The organism is Streptomyces sp. NPDC001056 (assembly GCF_053598955.1).
The window spans coordinates 1-13,821 of sequence record NZ_JBSFLI010000067.1 but is presented as its reverse complement, the minus strand read 5'-3'; the positions used below and the strand labels follow the sequence as shown (position 1 = coordinate 13,821).

Sequence of the window (13,821 nt, the reverse complement as noted above, 5' to 3'; positions counted from 1 at the left end):
ACGCTGCTGGCCGCCCGCGGCGACGGCAAGAAGATCATCCTCGCGCTGGACACCGTGAAGTCCCTGGCGGACGAGGAGATGAAGGTCGTCGTCGACCCGGCCAAGGGCATGACGAAGATCACCAAGCTGATGGACCCGGCCGAGGCGACCGGCGAGTACATCGGCGTGACCCTGATCGAGAGCGACGCCGCGCTCGAACTGGCCGACGCGCTGAAGACGGTCTGGGAGACCGACCCGCAGCAGTTCTACGAGCACGGCTACCAGGAGCTGGTCGACCGCGGCTTCCGGATCGACGTGGCGCCGATCGGCGACGTCGACTGGGTCGAGATCGACAACCACGACGATCTGGCCAAGGGACGGGAGATCGCGTGCCGCTACTGACCCGGCTGATCCCGTCGCCGGTCGTCGTGGACATCCGCCCGGGTGCCCTGGACGACCTGGCCGGTGTCCTCGCCGACGAGCGCATCTCCCAGTCGGGCCGGCTCGCCGTCGCCGTCAGCGGCGGCTCCGGCGCCCAGCTGCGCGAGCGCCTCGCCCCCTCGCTGCCCGGCGCGTCCTGGTACGAGGTGGGCGGCGGCACCCTGGACGACGCCGTCCGGCTGGCCGGCGAGATGAAGTCCGGCCACTACGACGCCGTGGTCGGACTCGGCGGCGGCAAGATCATCGACTGCGCCAAGTTCGCCGCCGCCCGCATCGGCCTGCCCCTGGTCGCCGTGCCCACGAACCTCGCGCACGACGGTCTGTGCTCGCCCGTCGCCACGCTCGACAACGACGCGGGCCGCGGTTCCTACGGCGTGCCCAACCCGATCGCGGTCGTCATCGACCTGGACATCATCCGCGAGGCCCCGGCCCGCTTCGTCCGGGCCGGCATCGGCGACGCCATCTCCAACATCAACGCGATCGCGGACTGGGAGCTGTCCCACCGGGTCAACGGCGAGAAGATCGACGGTCTTGCCGCGGCCATGGCCCGCCAGGCCGGCGAGGCGGTCCTCAGGCACCCGGGCGGCATCGGCGACAACGGCTTCCTCCAGGTGCTCGCCGAGGCGCTGGTCCTCAGCGGCATCTCGATGTCGATCTCCGGCGACTCCCGGCCGTCCTCCGGCTCCTGCCACGAGATCAACCACGCCTTCGACCTGCTGTTCCCGAAGCGCGCGGCCGCCCATGGCGAGCAGTGCGGCCTCGGCGCGGCCTTCGCCATGTATCTGCGCGGTGCCCACGAGGAGGCCGCGCACACGGCTCAGGTGCTGCGCCGGCACGGGCTCCCGGTGCTGCCGGAGGAGATCGGCTTCACCGTGGACGAGTTCGTCCGCGCCGTGGAGTTCGCCCCGGAGACCCGGCCCGGCCGCTACACCATCCTCGAACACCTCGACCTCAAGCCGAACCAGATCAAGGACATCTACGCCGACTATGTCAAGGCCATCGGTAGCTGAACTCCGTCCGGTCGTCCACCCCGCAGGGGTGAAGGACCGGCGCAGCGGTGAGCACTGGGCGGGACGCCTCTACATGCGTGAGGTCTCCCTGCGCATCGACCGCTACCTGGTGAACACCAGGGTCACGCCCAACCAGCTCACGTACCTGATGACCGTCTGCGGTGTGCTCGCGGCCCCGGCCCTGCTGGTGCCGGGGATCGTGGGCGCGATCCTCGGCGTGGTCGCCACCCAGCTGTACCTGCTGCTGGACTGCGTCGACGGCGAGATCGCCCGCTGGCGCAAGCAGTACTCCCTCGCCGGTGTCTACCTGGACCGTGTCGGCGCCTATCTGACCGACGCGGCCGTGCTGGTCGGCCTCGGGCTGCGCGCCGCCGACCTGTGGGGCCCCGGCCGTATCGACTGGCTGTGGGCCTTCCTCGGCACCCTGGCCGCGCTCGGCGCGATCCTGATCAAGGCGGAGACCGACCTGGTCGGCGTCGCCCGGCACCAGACGGGCAGGCCGCCGGTGCAGGAGGCCGCCGCCGAGCCCCGTTCCTCCGGCATGGCGCTGGCCCGCCGCGCCGCCTCGGCGCTCAAGTTCCACCGGCTCATCCTCGGCATCGAGGCCTCGCTGCTGATCGTGGTCCTCGCTGTCGCCGACCAGATCCACGGCGACCTGTTCTTCACCCGGCTCGGCACCGCCGTCCTGGCCGGCATCGCCCTGCTGCAGACCCTGCTGCACCTGGTGTCCATCCTCGCCTCCAGCAGGCTGAAGTGAGCGCGGCCATGCGGGTCGGCGCCGTCATCATCACCATGGGCAACCGGCCCGAGGAACTGCGCGCCCTGCTGGACTCGGTCGCCGAGCAGGACGGCGACCCGGTCGAGGTGGTCGTCGTCGGCAACGGCTCGCCGGTGCCCGACGTCCCCGAGGGCGTGCGCACCGTCGAGCTGCCGGAGAACCTGGGCATCCCGGGCGGCCGCAACGTCGGCATAGAGGCCTTCGGCCCCGGCGGGCGGGATGTCGACATCCTGCTCTTCCTGGACGATGACGGCCTGCTCGCCCGGCACGACACCGCCGAGCTGTGCCGCGAGGCCTTCGCGGCCGATCCGGAGCTGGGCATCGTCAGCTTCCGCATCGCCGACCCCGAGACGGGCGAGACCCAGCGCCGCCATGTGCCCCGGCTGCGCGCCTCCGACCCGATGCGCTCCTCACGGGTCACCACCTTCCTGGGCGGCGCCAACGCCGTGCGCACCCGGGTGTTCGCCGAGGTCGGCGGGCTGCCGGACGAGTTCTTCTACGCCCATGAGGAGACCGATCTGGCCTGGCGGGCGCTGGACGCCGGCTGGCTGATCGACTACCGCTCCGACATGGTGCTGTACCACCCGACGACCGCGCCCTCGCGGCACGCCGTCTACCACCGCATGGTGGCCCGCAACCGCGTCTGGCTCGCCCGGCGCAACCTGCCCGCCCTGCTGGTCCCCGTGTACCTGGGTGTCTGGCTGCTGCTCACGCTGGCGCGCCGGCCCTCGCGCCCGGCCCTCGCGGCCTGGTTCGGCGGCTTCAAGGAGGGCTGGACGACGCCCTGCGGCCCGCGTCGTCCGATGCGCTGGCGCACGGTCTGGCGGCTCACCCGGCTGGGCCGTCCTCCGGTCATCTGAGAAGCTTCTTACCTGAACAGCAAGCTTCTTACCGAGAGAGTCCGGGTTCTTACTCGTGAGTCACACAACGCATGACGGCGGTGTCGCGGTGAGCGCGATACCGTCGCCCGACGAGGGGCTGACGCCGGCCGAGCTGGCCGCCAGGTACGGGCTCGCCGTCAGCGGCGCCCGCCCCTCGCTGGTGGAGTACGTCCGTCAGCTGTGGAGCCGGCGCCACTTCATCCTCGCCTTCTCGCAGGCGAAGCTGACGGCGCAGTACAGCCAGGCCAAGCTCGGCCAGCTGTGGCAGGTCGCCACCCCGCTGCTGAACGCGGCCGTGTACTACTTCATCTTCGGCATCATCCTGCACGCCAGCCGGGGCATGTCCCACGACGTGTACATCCCGTTCCTGGTCACCGGCGTGTTCGTGTTCACCTTCACGCAGAGCTCGGTCATGTCGGGCGTGCGCGCCATCTCCGGGAACCTGGGCCTCGTGCGCGCCCTGCACTTCCCGCGCGCCTCGCTGCCCATCTCCTTCTCGCTCCAGCAGCTCCAGCAGCTGCTGTTCTCGATGATCGTGCTGTTCGTCGTGGCGATCGGCTTCGGCAGCTACCCCGGCATGTCCTGGCTGCTGATCGTGCCGGTGCTGGTGCTCCAGTTCCTGTTCAACACCGGTCTCGCGCTGATCGTGGCCCGCATGGGCGCCAAGACGCCGGACATGGCCCAGCTGATGCCCTTCGTGCTGCGCACCTGGATGTACACCTCGGGCGTGATGTTCTCCATCAGCAAGATGATGGCGGACCGCCCGGAGTGGGCCGTTCGGCTGCTCCAGGTCAACCCGGCCGCGATCTACATGGACCTGATGCGCTTCGCGCTGATCGACGGCTACGGCGCCTCGAACCTGCCCCCGCACGTGTGGGCGATCGCGGTGTTCTGGGCCGTGGCGGTCTTCGCGGGCGGCTTCGTGTACTTCTGGAAGGCGGAGGAGCGGTACGGCCGTGGCTGAGCAGAACGCGGAGCACGTCGTCCGGCAGGACACCGCGGGCAACGGCGAGCGCCGCCCGACGGTCATCGCGGACGACCTGCACATCGTCTACCGGGTCAACGGCGCCAAGACCGGCAAGGGCAGCGCGACCGCCGCCCTCAGCCGCATCCTCAGGCGGGGCGAGGAGCGGGGCGTGCGCAAGGTGCACGCCGTGCGCGGGGTCTCCTTCGTCTCCTACCGGGGCGAGGCCATCGGTCTGATCGGTTCCAACGGTTCCGGCAAGTCCACCCTGCTGCGCGCCATCGCCGGCCTGCTGCCCGCGGAGAAGGGCAGGGTCTACACCGACGGCCAGCCCTCGCTGCTGGGCGTGAACGCGGCGCTGATGAACGACCTGACCGGCGAGCGCAACGTCATCCTGGGCGGCCTCGCCATGGGCATGTCGCGCGAGCAGATCAAGGAGCGCTACCAGGAGATCGTCGACTTCTCGGGGATCAACGAGAAGGGCGACTTCATCACCCTTCCGATGCGCACGTACTCCTCCGGAATGGCCGCGCGGCTGCGCTTCTCCATCGCCGCCGCCAAGGACCACGACGTCCTCATGATCGACGAGGCCCTCGCCACCGGCGACCGCAAGTTCCAGAAGCGTTCCGAGGAACGCATCCGGGAACTGCGCAAGGAGGCCGGCACGGTCTTTCTGGTCAGCCACAACAACAAGTCCATCCGTGACACCTGCAACCGGGTCCTGTGGCTGGAGCGCGGTGAGCTGCGCATGGACGGGCCGACCGAAGAGGTGCTCAAGGAGTACGAGAAGTTCACGGGCAAGTGAACTGTTTCGGCCAGGGCCCCGCCGGCAACCTCCCGGCGGGGCCCCGCGTCTGCAAAGGAAGTGTCAACTCCCAAGGCTGTCAGGAATCTTGACGCCAATCGGTGTGTTGTTGTGATGTGCAGGACACCCCCTCGAACCTCGATGCGTTGTACAACGTAAGCTGTACCGGTGCCGGAAAGCGGCAAGTGGGGCGATAACGTGCGACACCCTGCGCCAGGTCACGCCCCGCGAATTACCGGGCGGCGTGTCCGAAATAGTGTGTATTGGGTCGGCAGTGTAGAACGGGAGATGTGACGGCAATGGCTACGGAAACTCCCCAGCTCAACGCAGCATGTGCCGTCCTTCCCCCGGGCGCCGCCCGATGACGGCCACCACACCGGCGCCCGACCTGGAACGCGCCACCCTCGACAAGGCCACGAGTGAGAACTTCCCCGTGGCCCCCTTCTTCCTGCCCCGCGACTGGCGCGACGACCTCATGGCGGTCTACGGCTTCGCCCGCCTGGTCGACGACATCGGCGACGGCGACCTCGCCCCCGGCGGAGCCGACGCCGAACTGCTCGGCGTGTCGGCCACGGACTCCGAGGACCGCCTGCTCCTGCTCGACGCCTTCGAGACCGACCTGCGCCGCGTCTTCGACGCCACCCCGCACCACCCCCTGCTGCGCCGGCTCCAGCCCGTCGTACGGCGCCGGGGGCTCACCCCCGAGCCGTTCCTCGGCCTGATCGCCGCCAACCGCCAGGACCAGCTCGTCTCCCGGTACGAGACGTACGACGACCTCCTCGCCTACTGCGAACTCTCCGCCAACCCCGTCGGCCGCCTCGTCCTCGCCGTGACCGGCACCTCGACTCCCGAGCGCATCCGCCTGTCCGACGCGGTCTGCACCGCGTTGCAGATCGTGGAACACCTCCAGGACGTCGCCGAGGACCTCGCTCGCGACCGGATCTACCTTCCGGCCGAGGACATGAAGCGCTTCCACGTCCGGGAACCGGATCTTTCCGCGAAAACCGCGGGCGCATCGGTGCGCGCCCTGGTTGCATACGAAGCGCAACGCGCCAGCGATCTGCTGAATGAAGGCGCCCCCCTGGTGGGTAGCGTCCACGGCAGGTTGAAGTTGCTGCTCGCAGGGTTCGTGGCGGGGGGAAGGGCGGCGGTCCGCGCGATCGCCGCCGCCGAATACGACGTACTTCCCGGCCCGCCCAAGCCAGGCAAGGTCCAGTTGCTGCGCGAGGCGGGCGTGATCCTGCGAGGAGAGGGGTGAACCGGACCGTGGAGTCTGCGTCGCACGTGTCCGCACCGGTGCTCGCCGCCTACCGCTACTGCGAGACGGTGACCGGACAGCAGGCCCGTAACTTCGCGTACGGCATCCGACTGCTGCCCACACCGAAGCGGCGCGCCATGTCGGCGCTGTACGCGTTCTCGCGGCGCGTGGACGACATCGGTGACGGCGATCTGGCCGACGACGTGAAGGTGGCACGGCTCCAGGACACCCGGGCCCTGCTCGCCCGGGTCCGGGAGGGCGGCGTCGAGGAGGACGACACCGACCCGGTGGCCGTCGCGCTCACCCATGCCGCCGACGCCTTCCCGATCCCGCTCGGCGGCCTGGACGAGCTGATCGACGGCGTCGAGATGGACGTACGCGGTGAGGTCTACGAGACCTGGGACGACCTGAAGGTCTACTGCCGGTGTGTCGCCGGTGCCATCGGACGCCTCTCGCTCGGCGTGTTCGGCACCGAACCGGGCGCCCGCGGCGCCGAGCGCGCCGCCGAGTACGCCGACACGCTCGGCCTCGCGCTCCAGCTCACCAACATCCTCAGGGACGTCCGCGAGGACGCCCAGGGCGGTCGTACCTATCTGCCCGCCGACGACCTGGCCAAGTTCGGCTGCTCGGCCGGGTTCGCCGGGCCGACGCCGCCGGACGGCTCCGACTTCGCGGGGCTCGTGCACTTCGAGGTCCGTCGCGCCCGCGCGCTTTTCGCCGAGGGCTACCAACTGCTGCCCATGCTCGACCGGCGCAGCGGCGCCTGCGTGGCCGCCATGGCCGGCATCTACCGCCGCCTCCTCGACCGCATCGCGCGCGACCCCGAGGCCGTGCTGCGCGGCCGTGTCTCGCTGCCCGGACACGAGAAGGCCTACGTCGCCGTGCGCGGCCTGTCCGGCCTCGACACCCGGCAGGTCACCCGCCACGGCGCCGGGCGCCCCGTCGGAAGGCGCGCCTGATGGACCTCACCGAACCAGGAGACTTCCACCGAGCAACCCCGCGCCACGGCGTGGCGTCCCTGACTGCGACGACCGTACGTGCACCGTTCAACCAGCACGGTCGGCACGCACGGAAGGACGCACCATGAGCGACGGCGCACGCCCCGCACCGCACCCGCGCACCCCGCAAGGCGCGGCACGCAGCGCCGTCGTGATCGGCGGCGGCCTCGCCGGCATCACCGCGGCGCTCGCCCTCGCCGACGCGGGCGTCCGCGTCACCCTGCTCGAAGGCAGGCCCAGGCTGGGCGGCCTCGCCTTCTCCTTCCAGCGCGGCGAACTGACCGTCGACAACGGTCAGCACGTGTACCTGCGCTGCTGCACCGCCTACCGCTGGTTCCTCGACCGGATCGAGGGCGCGGCGCTGGCACCGCTGCAGGACCGCCTGGACGTGCCCGTCGTGGACCTCGCCAAGCCCGAGGGCCGACGGCTCGGCAGGCTGCGGCGCGACCCGCTGCCCGTCCCCCTGCATCTGGGACGCAGCCTGGCCGCCTATCCGCACCTCTCGCTCGCCGAGCGCGCCGCCGTCGGGCGGGCCGCGCTCGCGCTGAAGGGGCTCGACCTCGCCGATCCGGCCCTGGACACCCAGGACTTCGGCAGCTGGCTGGCCGACCACGGCCAGTCGGCGCGTGCCATCGAGGCCCTGTGGGACCTGGTCGGGGTCGCCACCCTCAACGCGGTCGCGGGCGACGCCTCACTGGGGCTCGCCGCGATGGTGTTCAAGACCGGTCTGCTGTCCGACCCGGGCGCGGCCGACATCGGCTGGGCCCATGTCCCGCTGGGCGAACTGCACGACCGGCTGGCCCGCAGGGCGCTCGACTCCGCGGGCGTGCGTACCGAGGTCCGTTCACGCGTCACCTCCGTCTCTGCCATGGAGAACGGCGGCTGGGGCGTGGAGGTTCCCGGCGAGCGCATCGAAACCGACGCCGTCGTCCTCGCCGTACCCCAGCGCGAGGCGTACGAACTGCTGCCGCCCGGCGCCCTCGACGCCCCCGAACGGCTGCTCGGCATCGGCACCGCCCCCATCCTCAACGTGCATGTGGTGTACGACCGCAAGGTGCTCGCGCGGCCCTTCTTCGCCGCCCTCGGCACCCCCGTGCAGTGGGTCTTCGACCGCACCCACGCCTCCGGACTGCGCTCGGGCCAGTACCTCGCGCTGTCCCAGTCGGCCGCGCAGGACGACATCGACCTCCCCGTCGCGCAGCTGCGGGCGCGCTACGTCCCGGAGCTGGAGAGGCTCATTCCGGGTACGCGCGGCGCCGTGATCGAGGACTTCTTCGTGACCCGGGAGCGCACGGCCACGTTCGCGCCCACCCCCGGCGTCGGGCGTCTGCGGCCCGGCGCCCGCACCAAGGCACCCGGCCTGTACCTGGCCGGAGCGTGGACCGCCACAGGGTGGCCCGCGACCATGGAGAGTGCGGTCCGCAGCGGAGTGAGCGCGGCCGACGCCGCGCTCCGCGCCCTGGGCCGGCCCCGCCCGAGCCGTCTCTTCGCCTTCGAGGAGGCGGCCTGATGCCCCATCGGCAGCCGGCGGCAGGCCCCCGCACCTTCGGTACCGCAACAAGAGGAGAGACTGTGCCCACTGTGCCCCCGGCCTCGACGGAGACCGCGGCGGACGTCACCGCGCTGCTGGAGCGCGGCCGGACCCTGGCCACACCGGTCCTGCGTGCGGCCGTCGACCGCCTCGCTCCTCCCATGGACACCGTCGCCGCCTACCACTTCGGCTGGATCGACGCGGCCGGCAACCCGGCCGCCGGCGACGGCGGCAAGGCCGTGCGTCCCGCGCTCGCCGTGCTCTCCGCCGAGGTCACCGGCAGCGCGCCCGAGACCGGTGTCCCGGGTGCCGTCGCCGTCGAACTGGTCCACAACTTCTCGCTGCTGCACGACGACCTGATGGACGGCGACGAGCAGCGCCGCCACCGCGACACCGTCTGGAAGGTGCACGGTCCCGCCCAGGCCATCCTGGTCGGCGACGCCCTGTTCGCGCTGGCCAACGAGGTGCTGCTGGAACTCGGCTCGGTCGAGGCCGGCCGGGCCACCCGCCGGCTGACCACCGCCACCCGCGCCCTGATCGACGGTCAGGCCCAGGACATCTCCTACGAGCACCGCGACCGCGTCAGCGTCGAGGAGTGCCTGGAGATGGAGGGCAACAAGACCGGCGCGCTGCTCGCCTGCGCCTCCTCCATCGGCGCCGTCCTCGGCGGCGCCGACGACGCCACCGCCGACGCGCTGGAGCGCTACGGCTACCACCTCGGCCTCGCCTTCCAGGCCGTGGACGACCTGCTCGGCATCTGGGGCGACCCGGAGGCCACCGGCAAGCAGACCTGGAGCGACCTGCGCCAGCGCAAGAAGTCGCTGCCCGTGGTCGCCGCGCTCGCGGCCGGCGGCCCCGCCTCCGAGCGGCTCGGCGAGATCCTCGCCGCGGACGCCAAGAGCAGCGACTTCGAGAACTTCTCGGAAGAGGAGTTCGCGGCCCGCGCCGCCCTCATCGAGGAGGCCGGCGGCCGCGAGTGGACGGCCGAGGAAGCGCGCCGTCAGCACACCATCGCCGTCGGCGCCCTCGACGCGGTCACCATGCCGGACCGGGTGCGGGCCGCCTTCACGGCGCTCGCCGACTTCGTCGTCGTACGAAAGAGATGATCATTATCGGTCGAAGAATCCTCGCGTAGTCGCCGGCCGGTGTCGCGACAGGACGCACACCGGCCGACGGCGGACCCACAGCAGCACGACTCGCACGACTGCACGAAGGGGAAGCCATGACAGCGACGACCGACGGAAGCACCGGGGCCACCTTGCCGTCCCGGGCTGCCGCGGCCAGCGACACCACCCTCACGACCCCCGAGGCGGCAGGGGCACCGGAAGCCGCCGCCCGGGCCGCCCGGCGCGCCACCGACTTCCTGCTGTCCCGGCAGGACACCGAGGGCTGGTGGAAGGGCGACCTGGAGACCAACGTCACCATGGACGCCGAGGACCTGCTGCTCCGCCAGTTCCTCGGCATCCAGGACGAGAAGACCACACAGGCCGCCGCGAAGTTCATCCGCGGCGAGCAGCGCGAGGACGGCACCTGGGCCACCTTCTGGGGCGGGCCCGGCGAACTTTCCACCACCATCGAGGCGTACGTCGCCCTGCGTCTGGCCGGCGACACGCCCGACGCCCCGCACATGGCGCGGGCCGCCGCCTGGATCCGCGAGCGCGGCGGCGTCGCCGCCTCCCGGGTCTTCACCCGCATCTGGCTCGCCCTGTTCGGCTGGTGGAAGTGGGAGGACCTGCCGGAGATGCCGCCGGAGCTGATCTGGTTCCCGGGCTGGATGCCACTGAACATCTACGACTTCGGGTGCTGGGCCCGGCAGACGATCGTGCCGCTCACCATCGTCTCGGCCAAGCGCCCGGTGCGCCCCGCGCCCTTCGCGCTGGACGAGCTGCACACCGACCCGGCGCATCCCAACCCGGCCAAGCCCCTCGACCCGGCGAACACATGGGAGGGTGCCTTCCAGCGCCTGGACAAGGCGTTGCAGCAGCTGCGCAAGGTCGTCCCGCGCCGGGTGCGCAAGGCCGCGATGAACGCCGCCGCCCGCTGGATCATCGAGCGGCAGGAGAACGACGGCTGCTGGGGCGGCATCCAGCCCCCGGCCGTGTACTCGGTCATCGCCCTGCACCTGCTCGGCTACGACCTCGAACACCCGGTACTGCGCGAGGGACTGGCCTCGTTGGACCGGTTCGCCGTGTGGCGCGAGGACGGCGCCCGGATGATCGAGGCCTGCCAGTCCCCGGTGTGGGACACCTGCCTCGCGGCCATCGCGCTGGTCGACGCGGGACTGCCCGCAGACCATCCGCAACTGGTCAAGGCCGCCGACTGGTTGCTCGGCGAGGAGATCGTCCGGCCCGGCGACTGGGCCGTCAAACGGCCGCAACTCCCGCCGGGCGGCTGGGCGTTCGAGTTCCACAACGACAACTACCCGGACATCGACGACACCGCCGAGGTCTCCCTCGCGCTGCGCCGGATCCGCCACCACGACCCCGAGCGGGTGGACCGGGCGATCGGGCGCGCGGTGCGCTGGAACCTCGGCATGCAGTCGAAGAACGGCGCGTGGGGCGCCTTCGACGTCGACAACACCAGCCCGTTCCCCAACCGGCTGCCCTTCTGCGACTTCGGCGAGGTCATCGACCCGCCGTCCGCGGACGTCACCGCCCACGTGGTGGAGATGCTCGCCGCCGAGGGCCTGGCCCACGATCCGCGCACCCGGCGCGGCATCGTCTGGCTGCTCGCCGAACAGGAGCAGAACGGGGCGTGGTTCGGCCGCTGGGGCGTCAACTACATCTACGGCACCGGGTCGGTGGTCCCCGCGCTGACCGCGGCCGGGCTGCCCGGCTCGCACCCGGCGATCCGGCGGGCGGTCGCCTGGCTGGAGTCGGTCCAGAACGACGACGGCGGCTGGGGCGAGGACCTGCGCTCCTACAAGCACGTCAAGGAATGGAGCGGCCGGGGCGCCTCCACCCCCTCGCAGACCGCGTGGGCGCTGATGGCGCTGCTCGCGGCGGGGGAGAAGGACTCCAAGGCCGTCGAGCGGGGCGTCCAGTGGCTCGTCACCGCCCAGCGGGAGGACGGCACCTGGGACGAGCCGTTCTTCACCGGCACCGGCTTCCCCTGGGACTTCTCCATCAACTACCACCTGTACCGGCAGGTGTTCCCGCTCACCGCGCTCGGCCGGTACCTGCACGGCGATCCCTTCGAGCGGCAGCTGCTGGCCAGGCCCACCCGGCCGCGGCCGGAGGAGGCCAAGCCCGCCGGGTCGTCGCTCTCCGAGGCCAAGGGGAGCTGATGTGAACGTCCAGCCCGCTCCGGCCCCGCTGCTGATCGCCTGCGCGCTCGGCATCGAGCACCTCGCCCTGCGCTCGGGTGACCGCGGCGGCGCCGGCGGGCCGGTCACGTTCGTCCGTACCGGGATGGGGCCGCGGGCGGCGCAGCGCTCCCTCACCCGGCAACTGGCCCGGCCGGCGCTCACCGGGGCCGCGGTGGTGGCCACCGGTTTCTGCGCCGGCCTCGCCCCCGGCATGCACCCCGGCGACCTGGTGGTCGCCGAGGAGACCCGGGACCCGCACGGGACCGTCCCGTGCGTCGGCACCGAACTGCTGGTGAAGGAACTCGCGCGGCTGCTGCCCGGCCGCGCGGTCCACACCGGACCGCTCACCGGCTCCGACCATGTGGTGCGCGGCCCCGAGCGCTCCGCCCTGCGCGCGACCGGCGCGATCGCGGTCGACATGGAGTCCGCGGCCACCCTGCTCAGCGCCGTGGCCGCGGGCGAGCGCCCGGTCGCGGCCGTGCGGGTGGTCGTGGACACACCCGAACACGAACTCGTCCGGATCGGCACGGTGCGCGGTGGAATATCGGCCTTCCGTGTTCTTCGTTCCGTACTTCCCGCTTTTTTCGAATGGCACCGTTCTTTGCTGCTCCCCCGGAGGTGAGCCCAGATGGCCATGCCGTTGCGTCAGTCCATCAAGGTCGCTACATACCTGGCCGAACAGAAGCTCCGCAAGCGGGACAAGTTCCCGCTGATCGTGGAGCTGGAACCCCTGTTCGCGTGCAACCTCAAGTGCGAGGGCTGCGGCAAGATCCAGCACCCGGCCGGTGTGCTCAAGCAGCGCATGCCGGTCGCCCAGGCGGTGGGCGCGGTGCTGGAGTCGGGCGCGCCGATGGTCTCCATCGCGGGTGGCGAGCCCCTGATGCACCCTCAGATCGACGAGATCGTGCGGCAGTTGGTGGCCAGGAGGAAGTACGTCTTCCTGTGCACCAACGCGATGCTGCTGCGCAAGAAGATGGACAAGTTCACGCCTTCGCCCTACTTCGCCTTCGCGGTGCACATCGACGGGCTGCGCGAGCGGCACGACGAGTCCGTCGCCAAGGAGGGCGTGTTCGACGAGGCGGTGGCGGCCATCAAGGAGGCCAAGCGGCGCGGCTTCCGGGTGACCACCAACTCCACCTTCTTCAACACCGACACCCCGCAGACCGTCGTCGAGGTGCTCAACTTCCTCAACGACGACCTCCAGGTGGACGAGATGATGATCTCGCCCGCCTACGCCTACGAGAAGGCCCCGGACCAGGAGCACTTCCTCGGCGTGGAGCAGACCCGCGAGCTGTTCCGGAAGGCCTTCTCCGGCGGCAACCGCAAGAAGTGGCGGCTCAACCACTCCCCGCTCTTCCTGGACTTCCTGGAGGGCAAGGTCGACTTCCCGTGCACCGCGTGGGCGATCCCGAACTACTCGCTCTTCGGCTGGCAGCGTCCCTGCTACCTGATGAGCGACGGGTACGTGCCGACGTACCGGGAGCTGGTCGAGGACACCGACTGGGACAAGTACGGCCGCGGCAAGGACCCGCGCTGCGCCAACTGCATGGCGCACTGCGGCTACGAGCCCACCGCCGTGCTCGCCACCATGGGCTCCCTGAAGGAGTCGCTGCGGGCCATGCGCGAGACGGTCTCGGGAAACCGGGAGTAGGCGGTGACCGCCGTACCCCTGGGCGTTCCCGAGGTACCGGCACGGCAGGTGGCCCCGCGGCGGCGGTCGCGGCGGATCCAGGTCGGGCCGGTGGCGGTCGGGGGCGGGGCCCCGGTGTCGGTGCAGTCGATGACGACGACCCGTACGTCGGACGTCGGCGCCACCCTCCAGCAGATCGCCGAGCTGACCGCGTCCGGCTGCCAGATCGTCCGCGTCGC

At 71.2% G+C, this 13,821-nt stretch carries 14 protein-coding genes and 1 pseudogene; all 15 read left to right on the top strand.

Annotation, left to right across the window (positions count from 1 at the left end; translation table 11 throughout):
• Positions 1–381: pseudogene (locus ACWDD7_RS37065) on the top strand (phosphocholine cytidylyltransferase family protein); the annotation flags it as partial.
• Complete coding sequence (locus ACWDD7_RS37060) at positions 369–1,430, top strand: iron-containing alcohol dehydrogenase family protein (protein ID WP_351880683.1); 1,062 nt, start codon at positions 369–371, stop codon at positions 1,428–1,430. The pseudogene ACWDD7_RS37065 and the gene ACWDD7_RS37060, both read left to right, overlap by 13 nt.
• Positions 1,408–2,187, top strand: a complete 780-nt coding sequence (locus tag ACWDD7_RS37055) for a CDP-alcohol phosphatidyltransferase family protein (protein WP_351880686.1) — start codon at positions 1,408–1,410, stop codon at positions 2,185–2,187. Before ACWDD7_RS37060 ends, ACWDD7_RS37055 begins: the two co-directional genes overlap by 23 nt.
• A gap of 8 nt (positions 2,188–2,195) precedes the next feature.
• On the top strand, positions 2,196–3,068 hold the full coding sequence (locus ACWDD7_RS37050) for a glycosyltransferase family 2 protein (protein ID WP_351880702.1): 873 nt from the start codon (positions 2,196–2,198) through the stop codon (positions 3,066–3,068).
• A gap of 55 nt (positions 3,069–3,123) precedes the next feature.
• On the top strand, positions 3,124–4,053 hold the full coding sequence (locus ACWDD7_RS37045; protein WP_351880689.1) for an ABC transporter permease: 930 nt from the start codon (positions 3,124–3,126) through the stop codon (positions 4,051–4,053).
• Complete coding sequence (locus ACWDD7_RS37040; RefSeq protein WP_392215774.1) at positions 4,046–4,858, top strand: ABC transporter ATP-binding protein; 813 nt, start codon at positions 4,046–4,048, stop codon at positions 4,856–4,858. The genes ACWDD7_RS37045 and ACWDD7_RS37040 overlap by 8 nt, the downstream gene beginning before the upstream one ends.
• A 361-nt stretch (positions 4,859–5,219) precedes the next feature.
• Positions 5,220–6,116 carry a squalene synthase HpnC gene (gene hpnC / locus ACWDD7_RS37035; protein WP_450460633.1) on the top strand — a complete coding sequence of 299 codons (897 nt, stop codon included), beginning with the start codon at positions 5,220–5,222 and terminating at the stop codon, positions 6,114–6,116.
• Entirely contained in the window at positions 6,113–7,075 is a 963-nt protein-coding gene (gene hpnD, locus ACWDD7_RS37030; RefSeq protein WP_412823017.1) for a presqualene diphosphate synthase HpnD, read from the top strand. The genes hpnC and hpnD overlap by 4 nt, the downstream gene beginning before the upstream one ends.
• Positions 7,075–7,203 (top strand): DUF6380 family protein, encoded by a 129-nt coding sequence (locus tag ACWDD7_RS37025; RefSeq protein WP_351880697.1) that lies wholly within the window; start codon positions 7,075–7,077, stop codon positions 7,201–7,203. Before hpnD ends, ACWDD7_RS37025 begins: the two co-directional genes overlap by 1 nt.
• Complete coding sequence (gene hpnE / locus ACWDD7_RS37020; RefSeq protein ID WP_392215770.1) at positions 7,200–8,624, top strand: hydroxysqualene dehydroxylase HpnE; 1,425 nt, start codon at positions 7,200–7,202, stop codon at positions 8,622–8,624. Before ACWDD7_RS37025 ends, hpnE begins: the two co-directional genes overlap by 4 nt.
• Positions 8,624–9,751, top strand: a complete 1,128-nt coding sequence (locus ACWDD7_RS37015; protein ID WP_351880979.1) for a polyprenyl synthetase family protein — start codon at positions 8,624–8,626, stop codon at positions 9,749–9,751. Before hpnE ends, ACWDD7_RS37015 begins: the two co-directional genes overlap by 1 nt.
• 116 nt (positions 9,752–9,867) lie before the next feature.
• Positions 9,868–11,931 (top strand): squalene--hopene cyclase, encoded by a 2,064-nt coding sequence (shc, locus tag ACWDD7_RS37010; protein WP_450460632.1) that lies wholly within the window; start codon positions 9,868–9,870, stop codon positions 11,929–11,931.
• 1 nt (position 11,932) lies between these two features.
• Positions 11,933–12,574, top strand: a complete 642-nt coding sequence (locus ACWDD7_RS37005) for a phosphorylase family protein (protein ID WP_351880985.1) — start codon at positions 11,933–11,935, stop codon at positions 12,572–12,574.
• A gap of 6 nt (positions 12,575–12,580) precedes the next feature.
• Positions 12,581–13,603, top strand: coding sequence for an adenosyl-hopene transferase HpnH (hpnH, locus tag ACWDD7_RS37000; protein WP_351880988.1), 1,023 nt, complete (start codon positions 12,581–12,583; stop codon positions 13,601–13,603).
• Positions 13,604–13,606: 3 nt separating this feature from the next.
• On the top strand, positions 13,607–13,821 hold a 215-nt coding region (locus tag ACWDD7_RS36995), incomplete at its 3' end, for a flavodoxin-dependent (E)-4-hydroxy-3-methylbut-2-enyl-diphosphate synthase (RefSeq protein WP_450460631.1).

Coding starts and splice junctions, on each gene's coding strand:
- ACWDD7_RS37015 (WP_351880979.1), top strand. CDS start 8,624: ATGCCCCATCGGCAGCCGGCGGCAGGCCCCCGCACCTTCGGTACCGCA.
- hpnE (WP_392215770.1), top strand. CDS start 7,200: ATGAGCGACGGCGCACGCCCCGCACCGCACCCGCGCACCCCGCAAGGC.
- shc (WP_450460632.1), top strand. CDS start 9,868: ATGACAGCGACGACCGACGGAAGCACCGGGGCCACCTTGCCGTCCCGG.
- ACWDD7_RS37025 (WP_351880697.1), top strand. CDS start 7,075: ATGGACCTCACCGAACCAGGAGACTTCCACCGAGCAACCCCGCGCCAC.
- hpnC (WP_450460633.1), top strand. CDS start 5,220: ATGACGGCCACCACACCGGCGCCCGACCTGGAACGCGCCACCCTCGAC.
- ACWDD7_RS37050 (WP_351880702.1), top strand. CDS start 2,196: ATGCGGGTCGGCGCCGTCATCATCACCATGGGCAACCGGCCCGAGGAA.
- ACWDD7_RS37055 (WP_351880686.1), top strand. CDS start 1,408: ATGTCAAGGCCATCGGTAGCTGAACTCCGTCCGGTCGTCCACCCCGCA.
- hpnH (WP_351880988.1), top strand. CDS start 12,581: ATGGCCATGCCGTTGCGTCAGTCCATCAAGGTCGCTACATACCTGGCC.